Raw genomic sequence first — 23,695 nt, forward strand, 5'->3', positions numbered from 1 at the left:
CATTTGGTGTGCAGCCCTTGCGGGTTTCCGTCAGGACCGTGGGGTCGCTGTGGTGGCCAGGAAAAGGTTCCGAGTCGCCCCTGTGCTGGGGTCAGGCCTGTGCCGGAGGTGCTGCTGTCGCGCTTGCGGTGCAAAACCTTAGATTATACCGGTGGGCCGCTTTTCAAGGCCTTGATGCGCTCGTTGACCCTTTTGTAGTCTTCATACGCCGTGGCATCGCCCTGCTGTACCCGGGCCGCCAGCAGGCCTGCCAAGGCCTCCAGTGCGTCACCGCGCAGGCGGTCCATCACGTCGGCCAACTCGGCCAGCTCCATCGCCGAGTCGGCGCCCATGGTGGCCTGCTCCACCTGGCCGCAGGCAAAAGCTTCGTGTTCACCACCCCGCAGGGCCTCGCGCAGGGCCGCCCAGGGCTGGGGACCGTGTTCGTGCAACTGGGCTTCGAGCCAGGCAAACACCGGGCCGTGCGGCGATGGCAGGTGCGCGAGCATGGCGTGGTCGTCCGCGGACAGCGTGTCCCAGGCCTGGGCATTGGCCAGCAGCAGGCCCACGGCCCGGTCGGCCCGGCTGCCGCCCGCGCGGCGCTGGCCGAGCATGCGCGGCGGCGGGGGCGGGCCTTTGCGCCACTTGCCATAGCCCTTGTTGCCGTAGGTGCCTTTGCCGTAGCCGCTGCTCGCGCCGCCGCCGTAAGTGCCTCCGCCTGATGGGCTGAATGACTGGGTGTAGCCGCCTCCCGTGTGGTCCCCGTGGTCCTGGGTGTGGCTGCCACCGTCATAGGCGTGCGCTGGGGACGCCGAGGACTCGTGGTTCGACGGGCGCTGGGCGCGCGCGCCGCCACCGGTCTGTTGCCAGAGCTGCAGCAGGTCGGCACTGCCGATGCCGATGCTGTTGGCCAGCTCGGTGATCAGCTGGCGCTTGAGTGCGCCGTCGGGCAGGGCGCTCCACAGCGGGCGCGCCTGACTCGCCATGCGGGCGCGGCCTTCGGCGCTGGTCAGGTCGCAGTCGGCGCTCGCGGCGTCGATGAGGAAGCGCGAGAGCGGTACGGCGTCCTTCACGCATTGTGCAAACGCTTCTTCGCCGTTGGCGCGGATGTAGCTGTCCGGGTCGTGTTCGGCCGGCAGAAAGAGGAACTTCACACTGCGCGTGTCGGTGGCCAGGGGCAGGGCGGCATCCAGCGCCTTGCGGGCCGCGCGCCGGCCGGCGCCGTCGCCATCGAAGCTGAATACCACGCTGTCGGTGAAGCGGAAGAGTTTCTGCACGTGGTCCGGCGTGCAGGCCGTGCCGAGCGTGGCGACGGCGTTGGCAAAGCCGAGCTGGGCCAGGGCCACCACGTCCATGTAGCCCTCGGTGACCAGCGCGTAGCCTGCCACGCGGATGGCGGTGCGCGCTTCAAACAGGCCGTAGAGCTCGCGGCCCTTGCTGAACACCGGCGTCTCGGGCGAGTTCAGGTACTTGGGTTCGCCCTTGTCGAGCACGCGCCCGCCAAAACCGATGAATTCGCCCTTGACGTTGCGGATCGGGAACATGATGCGGTCGCGGAAGCGGTCGTAGCGCTTGACTTCGCCGTCCTGGCCTAATTCATCCTCGTGCACGATCACCATGCCGGACTCGACGAGCAGCGCATCCGTGTAGTCCGGGAACACGCTGGCCAGGCTGCGCCAGCCTTCGGGCGCGTAGCCCAGGCCGAAGGTCCTGGCGATCTCGCCCGAGAGACCGCGGCCTTTGAGGTAATCCACGGCGCGCGGCGAGGCCTTGAGCTGCTTCATGTAGGCGTGTGCGGCCTTTTCCAGCACATCGTTGAGCGTCACCTGCTTCTGGCGCTGCAACGCTGCGCGCTCGCGGTCTTGCGGTGAGGCGTCGTCCTCGGGTACCTGCAGACCGGCCTGCTGGGCCAGGTCTTTCACCGCCTCGATGAAGCTCATGCCGGCGTGTTCCATCAGGAAGCCGATGGCGTTGCCGTTGGCGCCGCAGCCGAAGCAGTGGTAGAACTGCTTGGTCGGGCTGACGCTGAACGACGGCGATTTTTCGCCGTGGAACGGACACAGCCCCATCAGGTTGGCTCCGCTTTTTTTCAGCTGGACGTAGCGGCCCACCACGTCGACCACGTCGACACGGTTGAGCAGTTCCTGGATGAAGGTTTGCGGTATGGCCACCTGGCTATTCTCCCCCACGCGACAAGAACGACAGGAGACACCACATGACCAGTATCTACGACCAGGACCTGCCCCGCAACGAGGCCAACTACGCTCCCATCTCGCCGCTGTCGTTCATCGAGCGCACCGCCGAGGTCTACCCGGACCGGCTGGCTATCGTGCACGGTGCGCTGCGCCAGACCTGGGGTCAGACCTATGCCCGCTGCCGCCAGCTGGCCAGCGCCCTGCAGCGCGCCGGCATCGGCAAGAACGACACGGTGGCGGTGATGCTGCCCAACACCCCGCCGATGGTGGAGGCGCACTTTGGCGTGCCCATGGCCGGCGCCGTGCTCAACGCGCTCAACACCCGGCTGGACCCGGAAGCGATTGCCTTCATGCTGGACCACGGCGAGGCCAAGGCGGTGATCGTGGACCCGGAGTTTGCGGGCACCCTGCGCAGGGCGCTGGCTCTGCGGCAGCACAAATCGCCCTTGCTGGTGATCGATGTGGAAGATGCCCTCTTCACCGGCGAGGCGCAGCCTGTGGGCAACACCACCTATGAATCTTTCCTGGACGGTGGCGACCCGGCTTTCGCCTGGAGCCTGCCCGCCGACGAGTGGGACGCCATCGCACTCAACTACACCAGCGGCACCACCGGCAACCCCAAGGGCGTGGTCTACCACCACCGTGGTGCGGCCATGAACGCGATCAGCAATGTGCTGGAGTGGGACATGCCCAAGCACGCCGTCTACCTCTGGACGCTGCCCATGTTCCACTGCAACGGCTGGTGTTTCCCTTGGACGCTGGCGGTGCGCGCGGGTGTCAACGTGTGCCTGCGCCGGGTGGACCCGCAGGCCATCTTCGACGCCATGCGCGAGCACGGCGTGACGCACTATTGCGGCGCACCCATCGTGCACGGCCTGCTGGTCAACGCGCCCGCGGCGATGAAAGCCGGTGTGCCGGCCGGCATCAAGGCCATGGTGGCGGGCGCAGCGCCACCGGCTTCGATGATCGAAGGCATGGAGCAGATGGGTTTTGACCTGACCCATGTGTACGGGCTGACCGAGGTCTACGGCCCGGCCACGGTCTGCGCCAAACACGCCGCCTGGGACGATCTGGACATCGGTGAACGCGCCCGGCTCAACGCGCGCCAGGGCGTGCGCTACCACCTGCAGCGCGACGTGCGCGTGCTGAACCCGGAAACCATGAAACCCGTGCCGCAGGACGGCGAGACCATGGGCGAGATCATGTTCAAGGGCAACATCACCATGAAGGGTTATCTGAAGAACCCGACGACGACGCAGGAGGCCTTTGCCGGCGGCTGGTTTCACAGCGGTGACCTGGCGGTGCAGTACCCCGACGGCTATTTCAAGATCAAGGACCGCAGCAAGGACATCATCATTTCGGGTGGCGAGAACATCTCGTCGATCGAGGTGGAAGATGTGCTCTACCGCCACCCCGACGTGCTGGCTGCCGCGGTCGTTGCGCGGCCCGATCCGAAGTGGGGCGAGACGCCGTGTGCCTTCGTGGAACTCAAGTTCGGTGTGCACACCACGCCCGAAGAGATCGTGACCCACTGCAAGAAACACCTGGCGGGGTTCAAGGTGCCACGGTTCGTGGTGTTCGGTGAACTGCCGAAAACCAGCACGGGAAAAATTCAGAAGTTCGAGCTGCGCAAGCGCGCCGGCTCTGCCGAAGCCATCGACGTCTAGTCGCCTGCGACGATGCCCTCGCGCCGCGGGTCGGCGCCACCCAGCCACACCACCTGACCGTTTTTCATGCCGCGCTGGATCGCCTGCAGCCCGCTGGGCATGGGTGTTTCGCTCACCGTGTGGCCGCGTTGCTGCAGGGACTGCACGGTGGCGGGAGGGAAGCGGCCGGTTTCGAGCATCAAGGGGCCGCCCAGCGTGCCGAAGTTGGGCAGGTCGATCGCGGCCTGCGGGCTCAGGCCCCACTGCAGTGCGCCCAGCAGGGTCTTGGCCGTGAAGTGGATGATGAGCGCGCCACCCGGGCTGCCGGTGCTCATGAGCAACTGACCGCTGTCGCGGTCGAACACCAGCGTGGGCGACATGGACGAACGCGGCCGCTTGCCGGGTTCGACGCGGTTGGCCACCGGCCGGCCCTGCGCGTCGGCGGGCGCGAAGCTGAAATCGGTCAACTCGTTGTTGAGCAGAAAACCCCCAGGGCGCGAGGGGTCGGTGCTCACCATCAGCCTGGCGCCGAAGCCGGCTTCGATGGTGGAGGTCATGGCCAGCGCGTTGCCAAACCGGTCGACGATGCTGATGTGGCTGGTGCCGTACTCGGCTTGTTCCGGCATGGGCGCCCAGGCGCTGGCGCTGCCGTCGGGCTGGCCCGGGGCAGCTTGCGGCGCGCGGGCGGGCGTGATCAGGCGGGCTCGTTCGTCGAGGTAGCTGGCGTCGAGCAGGCTCCCCCAGCGTCCGGCCGGTGGTGCCACGAAATCGGGGTCGGCCAGGTACAACGCGCGGTCGGCGAACGCCAGGCGGGACGCCTCGGCGTAGGTGTGCAGCCAGTCGGGGCCGGGCAGGCCACCCGACAGCGACGCATCGGCTTGCGGCGTGCGCGCGAGCAGGCCGAGGATCTGTCCGATGGCGATGGCCCCCGAACTCGGCGGCGGGAAGCCGCAGATGCGCAGCGCGCGTTGTGCGGCCTTGTGGTCGAAGCACAGGGCTTCCCGCTCCTTGGGCCGGTACGCCTTGAGGTCGTCCAGGCTGAGCCGACCGGGGTTGCCCGGGTGCTGCTGCACCTTTGCGACCAGCGCCCGTGCCACCGGGCCTTCGTGCAGAGCCAACGGGCCGACGGCGGCGATGTCGCGCAGCACCTGAGCCAACTCGGGATTGCGCAGCACATGGCCCACCGGGTGCGGCTGGCCATCGCGCTGGTAGAAGTAGGCCGCGGCCACCGGATCCTGCTTCAGCGCGCTTTCGGCCGCCAGCAGCGTGTGCAGCCGCGGGCTGACCGGGAAACCCTGATCGGCCAGCCGGATGGCGGGATCGAACAACCGGGCCCAGGGCAGCCGGCCGTGTTGCCGGTGGGCCAGCGCCAGCATGGCCACCGTGCCGGGTACGCCCACCGAACGGCCGCCCACCACGGCCTGCAGGAAGGGCAGGGGTTGGCCATCGTCTGCGAGAAACAGCTCTTCCGTTGCTGCGGCCGGCGCGGTCTCGCGCCCGTCAAAGGCCTGGACACGTTGACCATCGTGGTGCAGCAGGAAGGCTCCACCGCCGATGCCGCTGGACTGCGGCTCCACCAGGGTCAACACCATCTGCACGGCGATGGCCGCGTCCACGGCACTGCCACCGGCGCGCAGGATGTGCACGCCGGCTCCGGTGGCCAGGGGGTTGGCGGCCGCCACGGCGTGCTGGTGCAGCGTCCAGCCCGGCTTGGGCGCCGTGCCCGACGCGCCTTCGGGCTGTACCGCCGGGCTGGTGGGCGCAGACACCGCGGCGCTGTCGTGAGCGGTGGGCACGGCGCAGGCCGCCAGCAACAGGCTCAGTGTGATCAGCATCGCCGGCAAAGGGCATGTGACCGTTCGAAGAAGGCCTTTTGTGCGTTCTTTCATGCTGGGGGGGGTTTAGGGGCCGCGCTGGTGCGCAGCTTGCCGAAGATCAGGCAACAATAAGAATGATCGTGCAATTTTGAGTCCTGAAGTGCCATCCACTCCAGCAGTCTGCCAAGAAATCCCCATGACACATACCCAGGTTGTTCCATCCGCCGCTCCCGAAACGCTGGGCATACCCTCGCGTCAGGCGGCGCACAACCTGGCCCAGTTGATCCTGGCGCAGGAGGAGCAACACCGCCAGCCCATTGTCAGCCTGCGCGACGCCTTGCTGCGGCTGCGCCTCCTCGACGAGCCCCGGCTGAACGAGCTGGCGATGGAAAGTCCGGACCTGCTGCGTTCGCGCTCCTCTGAACTGGTGCAGCGCCTGCTGTTGACCGAGGATGAACTGCACCGGGCGCTGGCTTGTGTGGCCGGCTTGCTGGAGATCGAGGTGCTGGGATTCGACATCGAACGCGATGCGTTCGGCATCCTGCCTTTGCGCGCAGCGCATGCCTTTCATGTGGTGCCGCTGGGCATGGCCAACGAGCAGTTTTATGTGGCTTCCTGCGCGCCGACCAACGAAGTGCTGCAGCATCAGCTTTGCACGCAGACCGGTCACACCGTGCGCCTGGTGTGGGCCAGCAGCGAAGCGATCGAGCGGCGGCTGGCGCTGCAGGACCGCATCGAACGCGCCGGGCATGCCCACAGCGCCCTCGCCGACGACGTTCGGCGCCAGATGTTGCCGCCCCATGAGCTGGCACAGCACAACGACCAGGCGGTGCTGGAGGATCTGGTCATGCAGGCGATGGTGGAGGTGGGCACAGCCGGTGAAGCCGAGCAACTGGTCTCGGCCGCGGATTCGGCCGGCATCGTGCGGCTGGTCAACCAGATGATCACCGAGGCCCAGGGCACGGGCGTGTCCGACATCCACATCGAAAGCAACCCGGGCGAGGCGCTGACGGTCATCCGCTTCCGGCGCGACGGCGATCTGGAGCCTTATTTGCGGCTGCCGGCCAAGCTGCGGGCGCCGCTGGTTTCGCGCATCAAGATCATGGCGCGGCTCGACATCGCCGAACGCCGCCGACCGCAGGACGGCAAAATTGATTTCTCTGAGTTCGGCGGCAAAGCCCTCGAGCTGCGCGTGGCGATCATGCCCACCCACGACGGTCTGGAAGACGTGGTGCTGCGCTTGCTGGAATCGGCCAAGCCGCTGCCTTTGTCCAGGCTGGGCTTGCAGCCCCGTGACCGGGATCTCATTGCCGGTTTTTCAGAGCGCACCTTTGGTCTGGTGCTGGCCGCCGGCCCCACCGGTTCGGGCAAGACCACCACACTGCATTCCATGCTGGCCGAGGTGAACACCGCCGAGCGCAAGATATGGACCGCAGAGGACCCGATCGAGATCACCCAGCCCGGCCTGCGCCAGGTGCAGATGAACAGCAAGATCGGCCTGACTTTCGCCAGCGCCATGCGTGGTTTCCTGCGCGCCGACCCGGACATCATCATGATCGGCGAGATCCGCGATGCCGAGACCGCCAAGATCGCGATCGAGGCCTCCCTGACCGGCCATCTGGTGCTCTCCACCCTGCACACCAACAATGCCAGCGAGAGCGTGGTGCGCCTGCTCGACCTCGGCATGGACCCGATGAACTTCGCCGACTCGTTGCTGGGCATCGTCGCCCAGCGCCTGGTGCGAGCCCTGTGCACCCACTGTGCCCACGACCGTCCGGTCACCGATGAAGAGTGGGACGCGCTGCGGCAGGAATACATGGAGGGCAGCAACCTGAGCCGCCAGGAGGCCCAGGCTCGCCTGCTCAAGGCCGCGGGCGTGGAAGCCTCCTCCGACCTCCACACCCGCATCAACACCCGGCACGCAGTCGGTTGCGATCATTGTGGCGGCAAGGGCTACAAGGGGCGGCTGGGCGTCTACGAGATCCTGCAGAACAGCCGCGCCATCAAGCTGCTGATCCAGAACCGCGCCCGGCCATCGGAGATTTTTGACACCGCCGTGAGCGAAGGCATGCGCAGCCTGCGCCACGATGCGATCGAGAAGGTGGTGCAGGGCCTGATCGACCTGAAGCAGGCCCGCACGGCCTACCGCTGAGCACAAAAAAGCCCGGCGCCCAGGCCGGGCGGGTGCGAGCAGATCGCTTCAGCGCGGCGCCAGGCGGATCGCGCCGTCCAGACGGATCACCTCGCCGTTGAGCATGTCGTTTTCGAAGATGTGTTTCGCCAGCTTGGCGTAGTCCTGCGGCGTACCCAGGCGGCTGGGGAACGGCACACTGGCGGCCAGCGCGTCCTGCACTTCCTGCGGCATGCCGAACAGCATGGGCGTGCCGAAGATGCCGGGGGCGATCGTCATGTTGCGGATGCCGTTGCGCGCGAGGTCGCGCGCAATGGGCAGCGTCATGCCGACCACGCCGCCCTTGGAGGCGGCGTAGGCGGCCTGGCCGATCTGGCCGTCGTAGGCCGCGACTGAGGCGGTCGAGATCATCACGCCGCGTTCGCCCGTGGCTTCGGGTTCGTTCTTGCACATGGCTTCCGAGGCGAGGCGGATCATGTTGAAGCTGCCGACCAGGTTGACCATGATGGTCTTGGTATAGACGGCCAGCGAGTGCGCGCCGTTCTTGCCCACGGTCTTTTCGGCCGGCGCGATGCCGGCGCAGTTGACCAGGCCCATGAGCTTGCCCAGGGACAGGGCCTTGGCCACCACGGCCTGGCCGTCGGCTTCGCTGCTCACGTCGCATTTCACAAACGCGCCGCCGATGTCCTTGGCGACCGCTTCGCCTTTTTCAGCCTGCATGTCGGCGATCACGACGGTGCCGCCGTTGGCCGCCAGCATGCGCGCCGTGCCTTCGCCCAGACCGGATGCGGCGCCGGTGACGATGAATACCTTGCCTTGAATGTCCATGGGTGTGCTCCTCGGGTGGTGAGTTGACGTTGACGTAAACGTCAATTATGGCTCAGCCGGTGGCGCTCGAAATGTCACCGGATTGGCGCCGTGATTTCACGAGCTTGTCACACAAGGGCCGTAGCCTGCCATCACCATTGACCCCCGCACGGAGCCCCCATGTTTGACAGCCACGACGAGCTGCTGACCCGCATTCACTACGATCTCATGGACGGCTACGACGAAGAGCTGGAGATGGAAATTGAGGACCGCCACGTGGACGCGCTCGGCGGTGAGCTGGACCCCGAGACGCTGCTGCAGCAGAAGGAAAGCCGACGCACGTATTTCCGCGAACTGTTTCGTCTGCAGGCCGAGCTGGTGAAGCTGCAGGACTGGGTGCACGCCACCGGGCACAAGGTGGTGATCGTGTTCGAAGGGCGCGATGCGGCCGGCAAGGGCGGCGTGATCAAGCGCATCACGCAGCGCCTGAACCCGCGCGTGTGCCGGGTGGTGGCGCTGCCCGCACCCAGCGACCGCGAGCGCACGCAGTGGTATTTCCAGCGTTACGTGCCGCACCTGCCGGCGGCCGGCGAGATCGTGCTGTTCGACCGCAGCTGGTACAACCGCGCCGGTGTGGAAAAGGTGATGGGCTTTTGCACCGACGAGCAGTACGAAGCTTTCTTCCGCGACGTGCCCGAGTTCGAGAAGATGATCGCGCGCTCCGGCGTCCAGCTGATCAAGTACTGGTTCTCGGTGTCCGATGCCGAACAGGAGTTGCGCTTCCTTGGCCGCATCCACGACCCGCTCAAACAATGGAAGCTCAGCCCGATGGACCTGGAGAGCCGCCGCCGCTGGGAGCTCTACACCAAGGCCAAGGAAGTGATGCTCGAACGCACCCACATCCCCGAATCGCCATGGTGGGTGGTGCCGGCCGATGACAAGAAAAAGGCGCGCCTGAACTGCATCCACCACCTGCTGTCACAGATGCCGTACCACGAGATTCAGCGCCCCGGCATCGAACTGCCCGAACGCATGCGCCACGAAGACTACCGCCGCCACCAGGTGCCCGGCGAGATCTACGTGCCGCAGGTTTATTAACACTCCCGCCGCGCCTGCGGCGCGGGGGGTTACTTGTAGCCCACGCGGTCCAGCATCTGCTGCACCTTGGTCATGTTCTTCGCGACCACGCCCAGCGGAATCTGCTCGGCCTTGAAGTTGTCGCCACCCATGGCCTTGATGGCGGGGTTGTTCACCTTCAGGCCCTTGACGGCCGGGAACTCGTTGTTGCCGTTGGCGAAGTAGTCCTGCGCAAAGGGGCTGGCCAGGAACTCCATGAAGGCCACGGCGTTGTCGCGGTTCTTGGCGTGCTTGGCAACGGCTGCGCCGGCGATGTTGACGTGCGCGCCGCTGGTGCCCTGGTTGGGGAAGACCACGCGCACTTTTTCCATCACCGAACGGTCCTCGGGCTTGCTGGACTTGATCATGCGGGCCACGTAGTAGGTGTTGGTCAGTGCCACACCGCATTCGCCCGAGGCCACGGCCTTGATCTGGTCGGTGTCACCGCCTTTGGGTGCGCGCGCCATGTTGGCGACCACGCCCTTGAGCCATTCTTCGCCCTTGGCATCGCCCAGGCGTTCGACCACGGTGGCGAACAGCGAGAGGTTGTAGGGGTGTGAGCCCGAGCGGGTGCAGACCAGGCCCTTGAGCTTGGGGTCGGCCAGTTGTTCGTAGGTGGCCACGTCGGCGGCCTTGACGCGCAGCGGGTCGTAGATGATCACGCGGGCGCGGGTGGAGAAACCGGTCCAGGTCACGCCATCGGGGCCAGCGTCGGCGCGCAGGTTGGCGGGAATGGCGGCATCCAGTTTGGCCGACTTGATGGGCTGGAACAGGCCCTGGCTGTCAGCGCTGGCCATGCGGGCCGCGTCCACCAGCAGGATCACGTCGGCGGGTGATGCGGCACCTTCGGCGCGCAGACGCGCCACGATGCCAGCGTCGTCCGCGTCGACGCGGTTGATCTTGATGCCGGTGGTCCTGGTGAAGGTGTCGTACATCGCCTCATCGGTCTGATAGTGGCGGGCGGAGTACAGGTTGAGCACTTTGTCCTGGGCCTGGGCGCCCAAGGCTGCGGAGGCCGCGGCAAGGACAATGCTGAGCTTGATGGTGTTGCGCATGTGGGGGACTTTCTCTGGAGCCAATAACCCCGCATTCGTCTGGAGATTACCAGCGCTGCGGGCACGATTCATCCAAGTCAGATGCTAACACAAACACGAATGGTTCTCAATAAAAAACAGTTGATCTGGGTCAACATGCGGTGGTTCGGCGAACCAGCCGGCAGCACTGGACTGGCTGACACCCGAAGGGCTCCATGTGACGCGCAAAAAAAAGCCCCCGCTTTGCAGCGAGGGCTTAAGGGGTCCGATGAAACCGAATTTCGAAAAGGACCCGAGGAGACAACCAGAAAAAACGGATTTGGTGAACCAGCGCCGCCTTCTCAAGTCTGGCGCTAGTCTCCAGTGATTTCGGTGTGAGTGCTTTGACAGAAGTCAAAAGCCCCATCAAAGGCATGAAACCTTTGCAATTCAGCGCTTCTTGGCAGCGGCCTTGGTGGCGCTGACAGCTTGCGTGGTCACGGTGTTGAAGTTGGCTTCGGCCATTTCGGTGGCTTGCTTGACAGCCTTCTGCACCGATTCCATGGCGTTGTTGGCGGCGGACACGGCGCTCTTCATCACGGCCACGGCGGTTTCGGAACCGGCAGGGGCGTTCTTGGAAGCGTTGTCCACGACGGACATGAACTTCTTCTGTGCGTCAGCAGCCTGGGCTTCAGCAGCCTTGCCGAATTCGGCGCCGGTGCCCGAAGCGATGTCGTACAGGTGACGGCTGTAGGCCACGGTCTTCTCGGCCAGGGGTTGCATGAGGCTGGCTTGCAGCGTCAGCAGTTCCTGGGCGTCCTTGACGGACAGCAGCGCTTGCGTGCTGTTGGCAGACTCGCTCAGGGCAGCCTTGGTGGCCTGAACGTTCAGTTCAACCAGCTTTTCCACGCCTTCGAAGGCTTTCTGGGTCAGGCCGAAAAGGGTTTCGATGTTGGCTTTTTGTGCGGCGACGATTTGTTCAGCGGTCAGCATGTGGGGTTCTCCGAAAGAGGAAGTAAATAGGGGGGTAGTGGCCTAGTTGAGAGCTGCTCCCGAACTCCGCGCTGTCTCGACGCTGTTCTTTTCGTTCGCTTTGCTGCACTGCAACATGGCTCGAATTATAGGGAAAACTCGAGCCGTTGCAAGCGGTTTTTGTTGCATTGCAGCAATCTAGAAGGGTCTTACTAAAACACGGACCCACGCGCTGGTTTCAAGCGACGAACACAATGGCCGCACCTCTCCAACGCCGATTCCCCCGTGCACGCTTTCTACGCCGATCACTTCATCCTGCCCCTGCCCAGCGGCCACCGCTTTCCCATGGCCAAGTACGGGCGCCTGCGCGAGCGCCTCACGGCCGAGCTGCCGCAGGTGCGCCTGGGTCAGGCGCTGCCGGCCAGCGATGGTGAACTGGCGTTGGTCCATCTGCCGGCGTTCATCCGGGCCATCCAGAGCGGCACGCTGGACGCCGCGGCGCAACGCGAGATCGGTTTCCCCTGGAGCCCTGCCATGGCCGAACGCGCGCGGCGCTCGGTGGGTGCCACCATCCAGGCCTGCCGCCACGCCATGGCGGGCGAGGGGCTGGCGGCCAATCTCGCGGGGGGCACACACCACGCCTATGCCCACAAGGGCAGCGGCTTCTGCGTCTTCAACGACGCTGCGGTGGCAGCCCGCCTGATGCAGGCCGAACATGCGCGCCGCCACCGCTCCACGGGTCCGCTGCGGGTGGCCATCATCGACCTGGACGTGCACCAGGGCAACGGCACGGCCAGCATCTTCGCTCGCGACGACTCGGTGTTCACGCTCTCGCTGCACGGCGCCCGGAATTTCCCGTTCCGCAAGGAGCCGAGCGATCTCGACGTGGAACTGCCCGACGGCTGCGGCGACACCGAATATCTGGAAGCGCTGGAGCGCGCACTGGAAGAGCTGGAGCAGCGCTTCGATCCCGGGCTGGTGATCTACCTGGCCGGCGCCGATCCGCACGAGGGTGACCGGCTGGGGCGTCTCAAGCTCACATTCGACGGGCTGGAGGCGCGCGACCGCCGCGTGATGGACTGGGCCTGGCAGCGCCGACTGCCGCTGGCCTTCACCATGGCGGGTGGCTATGGCACCGACATGGAAGCCACGGTGCAGATCCAGGTGAACACCTACCGCACCGCGCTCGACTACCACCGCCGCTGGCAAGGGATGGCATCTGCCCGGTCGGCTGACTGTTCTGCGACAGGCCCTGCAACACCCCGCTGGCACAATCCCGCGCCATGAGCACGCCCGTCACCCGTCCCCAGGCCCGCCCGCGCAGCCACTACCGCGTCTTCCGCACCATCGGCACGCGGTGGATGGACAACGACGTCTATGGCCATGTGAACAACGTGGTGTATTACAGCTGGTTCGACACCGCGGTCAACGGCTGGCTGATCGAGCAGGGCGCGCTGGACATCCACGCCGGTGAGGTCATCGGTCTGGTGATCGAGACGCAGTGCAACTACTTCGCGCCGCTGGCTTTTCCGCAGACCGTGCACGCCGGCCTGCGCGTCGCGCACCTGGGCAGTTCCAGCGTGCGTTACGAGGTCGGCCTGTTTGCCGAAGACGGCGAGATGGCCGCGGCCTGTGGGCACTTCGTGCATGTGTACGTGGACCGCGCCACGCGCCGGCCTGTGCCCTTGCCGGCGGCGCTCAAGACGGTGCTTGAGACGATCCTGTGACGGCGGCAGCGCACTGACGGGGTTCTTGCCATAATTGACGTTGACGTTGACGTAAACGTCAATACAACACGGAGACCCCCGCATGAGCTTCAACCCCCCATCGACCGGCGCCCTGACCCCGATCGACGCCCACAGTGTCGACGCCGCCATCACCAGCCGCATGTCGGCCCGGGCCTTCCTGCCCACACCGGTGCCGCGTGAGACCATCGAGCACCTGCTGCAGCTGGCCAGCCGCGCGCCCTCGGGTACCAACACCCAGCCCTGGAAGGTGTACGTGCTGCAGGGCGCGAGCCGCGATGCGCTGGTCGAAAAATGCTGCGCCACACACGACGCCCTGCGCGCCGACCCGTCGCTGGCCGCCGAGTACCGCGAGGAATACGACTACTACCCGGAAAAATGGGTCAGCCCCTACATCGACCGCCGGCGCGAAAACGGCTGGGGGCTCTACGGCCTGCTCGGCATCACCAAGGGCGACAAGGACAAGATGCACGCCCAGCACCAGCGCAACTTCAGGTTTTTTGACGCGCCTGTGGGCCTGATGTTCACGCTCGACCGTGTCATGGGCCGCGGCTCGCTGGTGGACTACGGCATGTTCATGCAGAACCTCATGGTCGCCGCACGCGGCCACGGCCTGCACACCTGCCCGCAGGCGGCCTGGAACGGCTTTGCGAAGATCATCCTGCCGCACATCGGAGCGGGCGAGAACGAGATGCTGGTCTGCGGCATGTCGCTGGGTTATGCCGACCCGACCGACAAGGTCAACACCTTCATCACGCCGCGCGAACCCGTCGAGAGCTTCACAAAATGGCTGGAGTGAGACCACGACCGCTGTTCGCGAATTACTGACGAGCGAGGAAGCGCCACTCAGTGACAGCCGCGGAACCGGCTTTGCCGGGCTGCCAGTTGCGTCCCCTTGAGGGGAAGACGCCGTAGGCGGCGCAGGGGTGGTTGTTTCACTCCGGGTCCGGGACGTAGCCCGGGCGCGCGCCGGGGAAGGCACGGGGGTTGTATTCACGTGGCGGGCGCTGGTACGCCGGGATGATGCCCATGGCCACCAGGTTCGCGCGGCTGTTGTAGCGGATGCGCACGATCTCTTCGGGCCGCGTGCTGCGCCGCTCGAATTCGGTTTCGCCCACCCGGTCGCGTTCGCGGTCCCCATGACCGGTGCCCAGTTGCGGGCCGGCGGCTGAAGGCCCGTCACTGCGGTGGGACTTGCCCTGGAAGGACTCTTCGCCCTGCGGCACCGGCGCGCTGCGTCCGTAGATCTCCGCCTGCGGTTCCGGTGCCCGGTAGCCCGGGCGCTCACGGAACACCGCCACGCCGATCACACCGACATCGTCCGGACGACCGGTGCGTGCAGCGTAGGAGCGTGACAGGCGGGTGAACTCGAAGGCAGCGATCTCGCGGCGGCTCTTGCGCCAGCCGCTCACGTCGTAGCGTTGCCCCGGCGCCAGCACGTAGCCGGCCTGGTCAAAGGCGGCGGTCTCGCCGGTGATGACGTTCACGCCATCCACCGACACCACGCTGAGCAGGCGTCTGCGTGTGCGGTTGTACAGCTCCACGGCGTAGCGCACACCGGGCTCGCCCGCGATCCAGAGTTCGCCTTGGTGACGGTAGAACGGCAGGATTTCACCGTTGTCGCGGTTGATGATGCGCACGTCGGCCAGCTGGCCCAATGCCATGGCGGGCAGCGCCGTCAGCAGGGCCGTACCGGCAATGGCACCGAGGGCCATGCGGCGGGTGAGGGTGGTGTTGTTGGGGTTCATGGAGGCACTCCTGAGGCCTGGGGTGGATGGGAGCTTTCAGTACAAACGGTGCGCGTTAACGCTTGCCATCGCGATTGAAAAGCGGGTGTAAATCCGTGTTGCCAAAGGTGCAACGGACCCACGTCGGTGCGGTGCGCACAAGGACTGGAATAATCGCCACTTCCATTATTCATCCCTTCCAAGGACATTCCATGATCACCACCCCCAGCGGCCTGCAATACGAAGACACCGTGGTCGGCAGTGGCGAAGTCGCCCAGGCCGGTCGCCCGGTGCAGGTGCACTACACCGGCTGGCTCTTCAACGACGGCGTGCAGGGCGCCAAGTTCGACTCCAGCAAGGACCGCGGCCAGCCCTTCGAATTCCCGCTCGGCGCCGGCCACGTCATCAAGGGCTGGGACGAAGGCGTGCAGGGCATGGCCGTGGGCGGCACGCGCCGCCTGGTCATCCCGGCAGCACTGGGCTACGGCGCGCGCGACGCCGGCGGCGTGATTCCGCCGAACGCCACGTTGCTGTTTGAAGTCGACCTCCTCGCTGTATAAGGCTCCCCCCTGCGCCGCTTCGCGGCTTCCCCCCAGGGGGACCACGCCCTTGGACCGGCGGAACCGGATCCTCGGCGTGTGCTGGGCAACGTCCCTTCGCCCCACCTTCTCATCTTTGGGGGTGATGCCTGTTTCGCCTGTTTCCAAGGTACTTCGCCATGAACCAACGCCCTGCCATCCTGATCGCCCGCGCCGTGTTTCCCGAGGTGGTGGCGCGCCTGCGTGAGCACTTCGAAGTTGAAACCAACGACGAAGACGCGCCGTTCACGCCCACGCAACTGATCGAACGGCTGCAGGGCAAGGTGGGTGTGCTCACCACCGGCAGCGAGCGCATTGACGCGGCGCTGCTGGCGGCCTGCCCGCAGCTCAGGGTGGTCTGCAACATCGCGGTGGGTTACAACAACTTCGACGTGCCGGCCCTGACGGCGGCCGGGGTGCTCGCCACCAACACGCCCGACGTGCTGACCGAGACCACGGCCGACTTCGGTTTTGCCCTGCTCATGGCCACGGCGCGGCGCATCACCGAGAGCGAGCATTTCTTGCGCGCCGGCCAGTGGAACCGCTGGGCGCTGGACATGTTCGCTGGCGCCGAGGTGCACGGCAGCACGCTGGGCATCCTGGGCATGGGCCGCATCGGTCAGGCCATTGCACGGCGCGGCGCCAACGGCTTTGGCATGAACGTGATCTACCACAACCGCTCCCGGCTCGACGCCGACAGCGAGGCCGCCTGCCGGGCGCGCTACGTCAGCAAGACCGAACTGCTGCAGCAGGCCGACCACCTGATGCTGGTGTTGCCCTACAGTGCCGAATCGCACCACGCCATCGGCGCGGCTGAACTTGCGCAGATGAAGCCCACGGCCACGCTGGTCAACATCGCGCGCGGCGGCATCGTGGACGACGCGGCGCTGGCCGTGGCGCTGCGCGAGAAGCGCATCGCGGCCGCGGGACTGGACGTGTTCGAAGGTGAACCCAGCGTGCACCCCGGCCTGCTCGACGTGCCCAACGTGGTGCTCACGCCTCACATCGCCAGCGCCACGCTCAAGACGCGCCGCGCCATGGCCGATCTGGCCGCCGACAACCTGATCGCCTACCTGGCCCGCGGCGAAACACTCACCCCGCTCAACGCCGGTTTGCCGAACCCGCGCTGAAAACCGCGAGGGTCTAACGCAGCAGTGGCAGCACCGCAGTCTGCCTGGTCTGCGTGGCGTGGTCGGTGGCGCTCAGACCCTCCTTGTCGCGCAGCGCAGGCTCGGCGCCCGCATCCAGCAACAAGCGGATCAATGCCGCATTGCCGCGCTGCGCCGCGAGCATGAGGGCCGTGCGTCCAGTTGCATCGCGGGTGTTGACATCGGTGCCCGTGGCGAGCAGGCGGCGCACGGCATCAGGATCCCCCTGCGCGGTGGCCGCGTGCAGGGGCGGCAGGGCGGCCGCTGATCGAGCGCGGTCGGCCGCAGGCGCTTCCCGGCGCAGTGTCGCTGCGTTGCGGGCCGGTTCCCGGGCTGCGGGTGCCGCGGCTGGCTCGGTGTTGGACGAGTCCGGGATCGCCTGGGTCAGGGCGTCGGGTGCCGCCCGCTCGGCGGACGGTGCCGCGGCTGGCGCTGACGGTGCACCGGCCATCGAAGCGCCTGCCGAGTCGGCTGCCATGGGTGCTGGCGCCGGGCCGGCAGCGGGCGCCGCCGGTCGCGGCGGTGCCGGTGGCCGGGCCTTGGCGGGTGCCGGCGTGGCTGCTGCCGGGGCTTCCCGGTTGGCGTCGGGAACGGGCGGTGGCGCGGGCACGGTTTTCAGCGATGGGGCTGCGGCCTCCTCGCGGCTGTCCGTCGGGCCTGCAGCCGGTACACCCGCGGGCCGGCTGTCTGTCGCAGCGGCGGGCGCTGGCCGTACGGCAGCCGGCGCTGGAGGTGCGCCGAACGCTGCTTCGCGCTCCTCGGGCGACCCGCGGTCGAACTGCAGCACGAGCAGGCCCACGAGGCCGAGCACGGCCAGGCTGCCGAGGGCGCGCAGGGTCCATGAGGTGTCGTTGCTGGCGGGTGCACGGCCTTTGGCCAATGCCCCGTCTTTCTTTGCGGTGGCCACGCTGCGCGCATGGGCCAGCACGGTCTCGCGCAGCGCGGGGCCCGGGCGAGCGTCGTCGAGGGCATTGGCTTCGTGGTAACGGCGCAGCAGCCGGTCTTCGCCGCCGTCGTCGGGTCCGCTGGGCGGTGGGGAAAAACGGTTCATGCGTGCGCCTCCAGGGTTTCGCGCAGGCGGGCGCGGGCGTAGCGCAGGCGGCTCTTGGCCGTTTCGGGGCTCACGCCGGTGGTCTGTGCGATCTCCGCCAGGCTCAGGCCACCTTCGGCCTGCAGCAGAAAGGCTTCGCGCTGCGCGGCGGGCAGCGCAGCGAGCGCGTCCAGCAGCGCCTGCGCCTGCTCGCGCGAGGTCAGCCGGCGCTCGGGGCCGAAGCCGGATTCGGCCGCCAGCGTGTCGGCCAGGCTGGCACCGTCTTCGGTGGCGGCATCGAGGCTGGCGTGGTGCCTGTGCGTGCGCCAGTGGTCCACCAGCCGGTGGTGGGCGAGCGTGAACAGCCAGGTGCGCCAGCGGGCGCGGACGGTGTAGGCCGGCGCCTGCCGCGCGAGGCTGAACCACACGTCCTGCACCAGATCGTCGGCCAGGGACCGGTCGTTCACGCTGCGCATCACGAAGCGCCACACCGGCAGGGCGTGGCGGTCGTAGAGGGTTTCGAAGGCGCGCGCGTCCCCGGCGGCAAAGGCCATCATGAGTTGCTCGTCAGAGGGCGCATTCACCGCGGACATGCGGTGGATTATGGCGAGCGGGCGGGCAGCGTGCGGCTCACCATGCGCTTCGGTCTCATGAAGGGTCGGGCACGTAGCCGGGGTGTGGTGCACCGGGAAACGGGTTGGGCCGCAGGGGCATGGGCGTGGTCGGCAGGATGCCCATGGCGATCAGGTTTTCGCGGCTGTCGTAGCGGATGCGGATCAGTTCGTCGGGCCGCTCGCTGCGGCGCTCGAAGCTGGTGTGGCCCACCCACGAACCTTCGCGTTCGCCGTGGCCGGTGCCCAGGCGGGGTGTCGGGCTGGCCGGGGCCATGCGGCGCGAAGCCGGTGCCGCTTCACGGGCCATCGCGCTGGCTCTGCTGTGATTGGCGCTGCCCGCTGAAGCTGCAGGGGCTCCGACCGCCTCGGCGCGGCTTTTGAAGTTCGTTGCCGATTCGGCGTCGGACAGGCGTTCGCGTGAGGGGTATGACTGGCTGTAGGGCTCGGGCAGGGGTGGCGGTGCGAGGACTGGCGGAGGCGGCGTCTTTTCGCGGAACACGGCCACGCCGATCACGCCCACCTGCGCCGGGCGGCCGGTGCGCGCGGCGTAGGACGCGGGGGCCGCGGTGAAGTGGAAGGCGGCGACTTCGGCGTCGCTCTTGCGCCAGCCGGTGATCTCGTAGCGCTGCCCGGGGCTCAGCACGTAGCCGGTCTGGCTCCAGGCGGCGGTTTCGCCCGAGACGACATTGACGCCGTCCACCGACACGACACCGAGCACGCGGCCGTGCGTGGTGTTGCGCAGGGCCACGGCGTAGCGCGCGCCGGGCCGCCCGGCCACCCAGTGTTCGCCGCGGTGCTGGTAGACCGGCAGGGTTTCACCGCTGTCGCGGTCGATGACCTGGATGTCGCTCAACCGCCCCAGGGCGTGGGCGGGCAGGGCGCTGAAGAGGGCAAGGGCGGCGAGCGCGGGCAGGGCCAGGCGGCGCAGGGTCGGCAGAAGGGGGTTCATGCAAGCTCCGGAAAAGGTGGATGGAGCTCACTGAAACGCGGCCGGGCGTCCGATGGGGTTATAGCGCCGCGGCTTTTTGTGCAACAGGCTGTAAACCGGTGGGTCGGCAGCCGTCGCAGGCGCTCAGCGCCTGGGCCACGCCGAGGCGGGTCTGCTCGGTCAGGTAGTCGAGAAACACCCGCGTGCGCTGTGGCATGAACTTGCGGCTGGGCAGGGCCGCGTAGAGGGTGAAACGGCCGGTGATCCAGGGGTTGAGCACGCGCACCAGGGCGCCGCTGGCCAGGTGCGGGGCGGCGATCTCCACGGTGGCGCCGGTGATGCCCGCACCGTCGAGGGCCGCGCGCTGCAGGGTGTCGGAGTGGTTGGCCCAGAGCACGGGCGTCACATCCAGCTCGACCTGCTCGTTGTCGTCGTCGGCGCGAAACAGGCGCCAGTAGCGGCTGCGCAGGCCTTCGGGCTTGATGCGCAGGCAGTCGTGCTGCTGCAGGTCGGCCGGTGTCAGGGGCACACCGCGCCGTGCCAGGTAGGCCGGTGAAGCGACCAGGATGGCCTCGGTGCTGATCACCTTGCGCGCGATCACGTCGCCGTCAAAGCTGTCGCTGGCGCCAAGCAGAGTGATATCGAAGTCTTCGATCGGCGGTTCGCGGTGTGACTCGACCTCGATGTCGAGCCGGATGTCCGGGTAAGCCTGGCGGAAGCCCGTGATCAGCGGCGCGAGCACGTGGGTGGCGAGCACCGGTGGCGCCAGGATGCGCAGCACGCCCGAGAGCGCCTGGGTGTGCGAGCTGACCACGGCGTGCGCCTCGTCCAGGTCCTGCAGGATGTGGCGCACCCGCTGCAGATACTGCTCACCGGCTTCGGTGAGCGACTGGCGCCGGGTCGTGCGGTGCAGCAGGCGCGTGCCCAGGTGGTCTTCGAGATCGGCGACCAGGCGGGTCACCACCGCAGGCGACATGTCCAGTGCCCGGGCCGCGGCGGCGAAGCTGCCCTCGTCGATCACGCGCAGGAAAACACGCATCGAAGTCAGTCGGTCCATGAGGTGGGGCTCCAGAGATTCAATGGCTTTATTGTTGCTGAAAACGAAATAGATTGACGTTGATATGGTGATTTTTCTTTGGAAACAGAAACTTTAAAGTTCACCCATCGCAGCGAAACAACCCCTTGAACCGCTACGAAGCCCGACTGGCCTGACCGGTGTTTCTGAACTTTCAACGGCAACGAAACCAACCGAAAAACAGCGAAACCTCGCTGAGAAGACACCCCAGGGCCAGCCCGGCACGATCCATCTGCCATCCAATTTTTCACTCCCCCGAAAGGAAACGCACCATGAAATTCGCAAACCGCTCCACCGTTCTCTCCTCCGTCGCCCTCGCCATCGCTGCACTGAGCGCTGGCCAGGCCCTGGCTGCCGATCCGGCCGAAGCCAAGACCCGCGACCAGGTCCGTGCCGACTTCCTGAACGCCCAGCGCAACGGCGACCTGCTGGCCGACGGCGAGTCGGGTCTGACCCAGCGCCAGGTCAACCCGCAGGCCTATCCCGCGGTCGTCGCGCAGACCAGGACCCGCGCTCAGGTGCAGGCCGAGTTGCTGGCGGCTCAGCGCAGCGGTGATGTCGTGGCGAACAGCGAATCGGGCCAGACGGCGGCCGAAATGGCGCCCCAGAACTACCCGGACCGCGCCGTGGCCGCGGCGAAGACCCGTGATCAGGTCAAGACCGAACTGAGCGAAGCCCAGGCCCGTGGCGACGTGGTCGTCAACTCGGAGTCCGGCCAGACCGCCAAGGACCTGAACCCCGGCCGTTACGCCCACACCGCCGTGGCGCAGGGCAAGACGCGTGAGCAGGTGCGTGCCGAACTGCGCGAAGCGCAGCGCAACGGTGACGTGATGGCCAACTCGGAGAGTGGCCAGACGCTCAAGGAACTGAACCCCGGCCGCTACCCTGCCTCGTCGATGAACTGATCCCCGTCGGACCCCGCGGTGGCGGCCTGGTGACCCTCAAGTCGCCAGGCCGCTTTTTTTGTGTGCGATGGCCATCTGGTACAACCCGGAGCCAACCAACGGCGCAACCCAGGAGACCCATGAGCACGTTCAACAAAGTGGTGTTGTTCACCGGCACCGATGGCCGCGCGCGATTCCGCGAAGAATCCGTGGCCTTGAGCGAGGGCACGCCCGCGGCCCGCCTGTCGCCGCTGATGCCCTCGGACGGTTTTCAACTGCGCGAGAGCCCGGTGGGCTTTCGCAGCCCGTTCCACTGCACCGGCGCACCGCAGTGGCTGTTCGTGCTGCGCGGGCAGATGGAGATCGGTCTGCAGGACGGCAGCTCGCGCACCTTCGGCCCGGGCGATCATTTCTATTCGGCCGACACCCTGCCCGAAGGCGCGACCTTCGACCCCGCGGTGCACGGACACTGGAGCCGCCAGGTGGGCGATCAACCGCTGGTGACGCTGTTCGTGCGCGGTTGATCCGTCGCGCCGCCGGGCCACCCGGGCGACAACCCTGAACGCGGCGGGGTGGCGCTTGCGCAGCCCGCGCTCCTGCCGGAAACTGGCGGGCCGTTCATCGCCATGGTCACGGTCGAATTTGCCCCCACTCTGCGCCGCCATGTGGACTGCGCGCCCCAGCTCGTCGCACCCGGCGCACTGCGCGAAGTGCTGGAAGCCGCGCTGCTCGCCGCGCCCGAGCTGGCGCACTACGTGTTCGACGACCAGCGCGCGGTGCGCAAACACGTGGCGGTGTTCGTCAACCGCCAGATGGTGCAGGACCGCAGCGTTTTGAACCAGCCGCTGGCCGCGGGCGACCGGGTGCTGGTGGTGCAGGCCCTGAGCGGCGGTTGAACCCCTCCAACCATGCCAGGAGATCGAGATGCAGACGCTGTTGCTCGCCACCCGCAAGGGCCTGTTCGTGTTGCACGGTGAGGGCACGGACTGGACCATCGCCGCCCACCACTTTCCTGGCGAGCCGGTCACCACCGTGCTCGCCGATGCGCGCGACGGCGCCTGGACCGCGGCGTTGCGCCTGGGCCATTTCGGCGTCAAGCTGCACCGCAGCGCCGACCGCGGCCAGACCTGGCGGGAGATCGCCGCCCCCGCCTTTCCGCAGAAGCCCACCGAAGGGCCCTGGGCCGATGACACCACCCCCTGGGGTGTGGACCTGATCTGGGCACTCGCGGCCGGCGGACCCGACCAGCCCGGCACACTCTGGGCGGGCTGCATCCCGGCCGGGCTGTTCCGCTCCCATGACGCCGGCGCCAGCTGGTCGCTCAACACCCCGCTGTGGGAGCAGCCGGGGCGTCGCGACTGGATGGGCGGCGGTTACGACCACGCGGGCATCCACTCCGTCCTGGTCGACCCGCGCGATGCGCGCCATGTGACGGTGGCCGTGTCCTGCGGCGGTGTCTGGCAGACACACGATGGCGGGGAGCGCTGGACCCTCACCGCCAGCGGCATGAAGGCCGACTACCTGCCGCCCGACAACGCCGAAGACGGCAACGCGCAGGACCCGCACTGCATGGTGCAGTGCGCGGCCAACCCGGATGTGCTGTGGGTGCAGCACCACTGTGGCATCTACCGTTCGGTCGACGGCGGTCATCAGTGGGGCGGCATCGCGCCGCCCGCGCCCTCGGGCTTTGGCTTCGCGGTGGCCTGCGACCCGAACAACCCGCAGCGTGCCTGGTTCGTGCCGGCGCAGGCCGATGTCTGCCGCATCCCGGTGGACGGGCGATTGGTGGTCACGCGCACGGACGACGGTGGCGCCAGCTTCAGGGTGTTCTCCCATGGCCTGCCCCAGGCCCACGCCTACCACCTGGTCTACCGCCACGGGCTGGACGTGGGCGCCGACGGCCAGACCCTGGCCATGGCCTCGACCACGGGTGGTCTGTGGGTGAGTGCCGATGCTGGCGAGCATTGGACGGCCGTGTCGAACGACCTGCCGCCGGTGGCGATGCTGCGGTTTGTGTGAGTCTTGGGTTCACTTCGGTCGCAGCACCTCACGGCTGCGGCAGGCGCTGTCCGGCGGGGGCTCATACCGGGCCGGTCGGCACTTCGCACCGACTCCGCTGCGCCCACCAGCCTGGAGCCGGCGCGGCCAACTCGCTGCGTTCGCTACGCTCTCTACGCTCAGACAGTGGCCGCGAGTCAGACAACGATGCGCGCACTTGCGCGCCCGGCCCCAGGCTGCTGGTCACAGCCGCCCCAGAAATCGCCCCCACCGGACAGCGCCTGCCGCAGCA

Annotated in this window: 22 protein-coding genes; 12 read left to right on the plus strand and 10 right to left on the minus strand. The window is 67.3% G+C overall.

Going from position 1 to position 23,695, the window contains the following annotated elements:
* Positions 1-143: 143 nt before the first annotated feature.
* Complete coding sequence (gene dnaG, locus AC0GNO_RS05925) at positions 144-2,150, minus strand: DNA primase (protein WP_472903304.1); 2,007 nt, start codon at positions 2,148-2,150, stop codon at positions 144-146.
* Between the two features lie 44 nt (positions 2,151-2,194).
* Between dnaG and AC0GNO_RS05930 the strand changes: the two genes are divergently transcribed.
* The gene (locus tag AC0GNO_RS05930) at positions 2,195-3,841 is read left to right on the plus strand and encodes an acyl-CoA synthetase (protein ID WP_472903305.1); all 1,647 of its coding nucleotides are present in this window, start codon (positions 2,195-2,197) and stop codon (positions 3,839-3,841) included.
* Here the strand turns inward: AC0GNO_RS05930 and AC0GNO_RS05935 are convergent.
* Positions 3,838-5,655, minus strand: a complete 1,818-nt coding sequence (locus tag AC0GNO_RS05935) for a gamma-glutamyltransferase family protein (RefSeq protein ID WP_472903306.1) — start codon at positions 5,653-5,655, stop codon at positions 3,838-3,840. The genes AC0GNO_RS05930 and AC0GNO_RS05935 overlap by 4 nt on opposite strands.
* 178 nt (positions 5,656-5,833) lie before the next feature.
* Between AC0GNO_RS05935 and AC0GNO_RS05940 the strand changes: the two genes are divergently transcribed.
* Entirely contained in the window at positions 5,834-7,789 is a 1,956-nt protein-coding gene (locus AC0GNO_RS05940; RefSeq protein ID WP_472903307.1) for a GspE/PulE family protein, read from the plus strand.
* A gap of 48 nt (positions 7,790-7,837) precedes the next feature.
* On the opposite strand, the gene AC0GNO_RS05945 is transcribed toward AC0GNO_RS05940, so the two are convergent.
* Positions 7,838-8,596 (minus strand): 3-hydroxyacyl-CoA dehydrogenase, encoded by a 759-nt coding sequence (locus tag AC0GNO_RS05945; protein WP_472903308.1) that lies wholly within the window; start codon positions 8,594-8,596, stop codon positions 7,838-7,840.
* A 159-nt stretch (positions 8,597-8,755) separates the two neighbouring features.
* Here AC0GNO_RS05945 and ppk2 point away from each other — a divergent pair, with 159 nt between their 5' ends.
* Positions 8,756-9,673: a polyphosphate kinase 2 gene (gene ppk2, locus AC0GNO_RS05950; protein ID WP_472903309.1), complete on the plus strand. Its 918-nt coding sequence runs from the start codon at positions 8,756-8,758 to the stop codon at positions 9,671-9,673.
* Between the two features lie 29 nt (positions 9,674-9,702).
* On the opposite strand, the gene AC0GNO_RS05955 is transcribed toward ppk2, so the two are convergent.
* Positions 9,703-10,746 (minus strand): extracellular solute-binding protein, encoded by a 1,044-nt coding sequence (locus tag AC0GNO_RS05955; protein ID WP_472903310.1) that lies wholly within the window; start codon positions 10,744-10,746, stop codon positions 9,703-9,705.
* A gap of 408 nt (positions 10,747-11,154) precedes the next feature.
* Positions 11,155-11,697, minus strand: a complete 543-nt coding sequence (locus AC0GNO_RS05960; RefSeq protein WP_472888027.1) for a phasin family protein — start codon at positions 11,695-11,697, stop codon at positions 11,155-11,157.
* A gap of 264 nt (positions 11,698-11,961) precedes the next feature.
* On the opposite strand from AC0GNO_RS05960, the gene AC0GNO_RS05965 reads away from it, so the two are divergent.
* The 3 genes from AC0GNO_RS05965 (at position 11,962) to AC0GNO_RS05975 (ending at position 14,220) form a co-directional block, all read left to right on the plus strand.
* The gene (locus tag AC0GNO_RS05965; RefSeq protein ID WP_472888028.1) at positions 11,962-12,963 is read left to right on the plus strand and encodes a histone deacetylase family protein; all 1,002 of its coding nucleotides are present in this window, start codon (positions 11,962-11,964) and stop codon (positions 12,961-12,963) included.
* A complete protein-coding gene (locus AC0GNO_RS05970) occupies positions 12,960-13,403 on the plus strand; it encodes an acyl-CoA thioesterase (RefSeq protein ID WP_472903311.1) in 444 nt (147 codons plus the stop codon). The genes AC0GNO_RS05965 and AC0GNO_RS05970 overlap by 4 nt, the downstream gene beginning before the upstream one ends.
* Positions 13,404-13,485: 82 nt before the next feature.
* Positions 13,486-14,220, plus strand: a complete 735-nt coding sequence (locus AC0GNO_RS05975) for a nitroreductase (RefSeq protein ID WP_472903312.1) — start codon at positions 13,486-13,488, stop codon at positions 14,218-14,220.
* 136 nt (positions 14,221-14,356) lie between these two features.
* On the opposite strand, the gene AC0GNO_RS05980 is transcribed toward AC0GNO_RS05975, so the two are convergent.
* Positions 14,357-15,169, minus strand: a complete 813-nt coding sequence (locus AC0GNO_RS05980; protein ID WP_472903313.1) for a hypothetical protein — start codon at positions 15,167-15,169, stop codon at positions 14,357-14,359.
* A gap of 191 nt (positions 15,170-15,360) precedes the next feature.
* On the opposite strand from AC0GNO_RS05980, the gene AC0GNO_RS05985 reads away from it, so the two are divergent.
* Entirely contained in the window at positions 15,361-15,708 is a 348-nt protein-coding gene (locus AC0GNO_RS05985) for an FKBP-type peptidyl-prolyl cis-trans isomerase (protein WP_472903314.1), read from the plus strand.
* A gap of 158 nt (positions 15,709-15,866) precedes the next feature.
* Positions 15,867-16,856, plus strand: coding sequence for a 2-hydroxyacid dehydrogenase (locus AC0GNO_RS05990; RefSeq protein WP_472903315.1), 990 nt, complete (start codon positions 15,867-15,869; stop codon positions 16,854-16,856).
* Between the two features lie 13 nt (positions 16,857-16,869).
* Here AC0GNO_RS05990 and AC0GNO_RS05995 read toward each other — a convergent pair whose 3' ends face one another.
* Genes AC0GNO_RS05995 through AC0GNO_RS06010 form a run of 4 tightly spaced genes read right to left on the minus strand, consistent with a single transcriptional unit; the run spans position 16,870 to position 20,503 of the window.
* Positions 16,870-17,925, minus strand: a complete 1,056-nt coding sequence (locus AC0GNO_RS05995) for an ankyrin repeat domain-containing protein (protein WP_472903316.1) — start codon at positions 17,923-17,925, stop codon at positions 16,870-16,872.
* Entirely contained in the window at positions 17,922-18,497 is a 576-nt protein-coding gene (locus AC0GNO_RS06000) for a sigma-70 family RNA polymerase sigma factor (protein WP_472903317.1), read from the minus strand. The genes AC0GNO_RS05995 and AC0GNO_RS06000 overlap by 4 nt, the downstream gene beginning before the upstream one ends.
* A gap of 55 nt (positions 18,498-18,552) precedes the next feature.
* The gene (locus AC0GNO_RS06005; RefSeq protein ID WP_472903318.1) at positions 18,553-19,467 is read right to left on the minus strand and encodes a hypothetical protein; all 915 of its coding nucleotides are present in this window, start codon (positions 19,465-19,467) and stop codon (positions 18,553-18,555) included.
* Positions 19,468-19,525: 58 nt separating this feature from the next.
* Entirely contained in the window at positions 19,526-20,503 is a 978-nt protein-coding gene (locus AC0GNO_RS06010) for a LysR family transcriptional regulator (RefSeq protein ID WP_472888037.1), read from the minus strand.
* 290 nt (positions 20,504-20,793) lie between these two features.
* On the opposite strand from AC0GNO_RS06010, the gene AC0GNO_RS06015 reads away from it, so the two are divergent.
* From AC0GNO_RS06015 to AC0GNO_RS06030, 4 genes are all read left to right on the plus strand, one after another.
* Positions 20,794-21,426, plus strand: coding sequence for a DUF4148 domain-containing protein (locus AC0GNO_RS06015; protein WP_472903319.1), 633 nt, complete (start codon positions 20,794-20,796; stop codon positions 21,424-21,426).
* Between the two features lie 119 nt (positions 21,427-21,545).
* Positions 21,546-21,929: a cupin domain-containing protein gene (locus tag AC0GNO_RS06020; RefSeq protein WP_472888039.1), complete on the plus strand. Its 384-nt coding sequence runs from the start codon at positions 21,546-21,548 to the stop codon at positions 21,927-21,929.
* A gap of 102 nt (positions 21,930-22,031) precedes the next feature.
* Positions 22,032-22,301, plus strand: a complete 270-nt coding sequence (locus AC0GNO_RS06025; protein WP_472888040.1) for a MoaD/ThiS family protein — start codon at positions 22,032-22,034, stop codon at positions 22,299-22,301.
* Between the two features lie 28 nt (positions 22,302-22,329).
* The gene (locus AC0GNO_RS06030) at positions 22,330-23,424 is read left to right on the plus strand and encodes a WD40/YVTN/BNR-like repeat-containing protein (protein WP_472903320.1); all 1,095 of its coding nucleotides are present in this window, start codon (positions 22,330-22,332) and stop codon (positions 23,422-23,424) included.
* Positions 23,425-23,695: the final 271 nt, after the last annotated feature.

Source organism: Hydrogenophaga sp. L310 (genome assembly GCF_055703065.1).

Excerpts from the sequence above, each read along its gene's own strand:
- AC0GNO_RS05980 (WP_472903313.1), bottom strand. The coding sequence starts at position 15,169 with ATGAACCCCAACAACACCACCCTCACCCGCCGCATGGCCCTCGGTGCC.
- AC0GNO_RS06020 (WP_472888039.1), top strand. The coding sequence starts at position 21,546 with ATGAGCACGTTCAACAAAGTGGTGTTGTTCACCGGCACCGATGGCCGC.
- AC0GNO_RS05990 (WP_472903315.1), top strand. The coding sequence starts at position 15,867 with ATGAACCAACGCCCTGCCATCCTGATCGCCCGCGCCGTGTTTCCCGAG.
- AC0GNO_RS05975 (WP_472903312.1), top strand. The coding sequence starts at position 13,486 with ATGAGCTTCAACCCCCCATCGACCGGCGCCCTGACCCCGATCGACGCC.
- AC0GNO_RS05985 (WP_472903314.1), top strand. The coding sequence starts at position 15,361 with ATGATCACCACCCCCAGCGGCCTGCAATACGAAGACACCGTGGTCGGC.
- AC0GNO_RS05935 (WP_472903306.1), bottom strand. The coding sequence starts at position 5,655 with ATGCTGATCACACTGAGCCTGTTGCTGGCGGCCTGCGCCGTGCCCACC.
- AC0GNO_RS05930 (WP_472903305.1), top strand. The coding sequence starts at position 2,195 with ATGACCAGTATCTACGACCAGGACCTGCCCCGCAACGAGGCCAACTAC.
- AC0GNO_RS06010 (WP_472888037.1), bottom strand. The coding sequence starts at position 20,503 with ATGGACCGACTGACTTCGATGCGTGTTTTCCTGCGCGTGATCGACGAG.
- AC0GNO_RS05970 (WP_472903311.1), top strand. The coding sequence starts at position 12,960 with ATGAGCACGCCCGTCACCCGTCCCCAGGCCCGCCCGCGCAGCCACTAC.
- AC0GNO_RS06005 (WP_472903318.1), bottom strand. The coding sequence starts at position 19,467 with ATGAACCCCCTTCTGCCGACCCTGCGCCGCCTGGCCCTGCCCGCGCTC.
- AC0GNO_RS05945 (WP_472903308.1), bottom strand. The coding sequence starts at position 8,596 with ATGGACATTCAAGGCAAGGTATTCATCGTCACCGGCGCCGCATCCGGT.
- ppk2 (WP_472903309.1), top strand. The coding sequence starts at position 8,756 with ATGTTTGACAGCCACGACGAGCTGCTGACCCGCATTCACTACGATCTC.
- AC0GNO_RS05955 (WP_472903310.1), bottom strand. The coding sequence starts at position 10,746 with ATGCGCAACACCATCAAGCTCAGCATTGTCCTTGCCGCGGCCTCCGCA.
- AC0GNO_RS06030 (WP_472903320.1), top strand. The coding sequence starts at position 22,330 with ATGCAGACGCTGTTGCTCGCCACCCGCAAGGGCCTGTTCGTGTTGCAC.
- AC0GNO_RS06000 (WP_472903317.1), bottom strand. The coding sequence starts at position 18,497 with ATGTCCGCGGTGAATGCGCCCTCTGACGAGCAACTCATGATGGCCTTT.
- AC0GNO_RS05995 (WP_472903316.1), bottom strand. The coding sequence starts at position 17,925 with ATGAACCGTTTTTCCCCACCGCCCAGCGGACCCGACGACGGCGGCGAA.
- AC0GNO_RS06015 (WP_472903319.1), top strand. The coding sequence starts at position 20,794 with ATGAAATTCGCAAACCGCTCCACCGTTCTCTCCTCCGTCGCCCTCGCC.
- AC0GNO_RS06025 (WP_472888040.1), top strand. The coding sequence starts at position 22,032 with ATGGTCACGGTCGAATTTGCCCCCACTCTGCGCCGCCATGTGGACTGC.
- AC0GNO_RS05960 (WP_472888027.1), bottom strand. The coding sequence starts at position 11,697 with ATGCTGACCGCTGAACAAATCGTCGCCGCACAAAAAGCCAACATCGAA.
- AC0GNO_RS05940 (WP_472903307.1), top strand. The coding sequence starts at position 5,834 with ATGACACATACCCAGGTTGTTCCATCCGCCGCTCCCGAAACGCTGGGC.